Genomic DNA, 462 nt, shown 5'->3' on the forward strand with positions numbered 1-462 from the left:
GGTGATGCCGTAGAGGGCCATCTGGCGAGGTCCTGGTTCTTGTGTGGCGAAGCCGAAGACGAGCTGCGGCCCGTTGAGCGTCGGGCGCACGGTGATGGCTTCGGTCTCGCGGTGGGAAAGGTCGAGGGCGGTGGCGTTGAAGGAGCGCTCGATCATCTCGCCGGTGGTGATGTCGTAGACGTTCCACCAGGAGTTGCCCGGTCGTGGGTTCGTGGCGCTGTAGGCGCTGCCCTCGTTCTGGTAGACGAGATCCCCGTACAGGCACCAGGCCTGGGTGCGGTAACAGGACGGGAAGCTGTGCAGCGGGGTGAAGGCGTGCTGCTTGAAGGCGTCAAGTTCGTAGACGCGGTATTCCTCGGCGCCGAGCGGCCCGTGTCGTACCCCTATCCGGCCGTGATCGACGTCCAGGGAAGGGGTGACATGAGAGGATCCCGGGACGGGGTCGAAGACCTCGATCTGGCT

General features: G+C 64.9%; 1 pseudogene. It reads right to left on the reverse strand.

The features are described from left to right. Positions 1-462 (reverse strand): annotated as a pseudogene (locus ACOV8S_RS31275) (signaling protein); the annotation flags it as partial.

The organism is Streptomyces sp. CO7 (assembly GCF_053474865.1).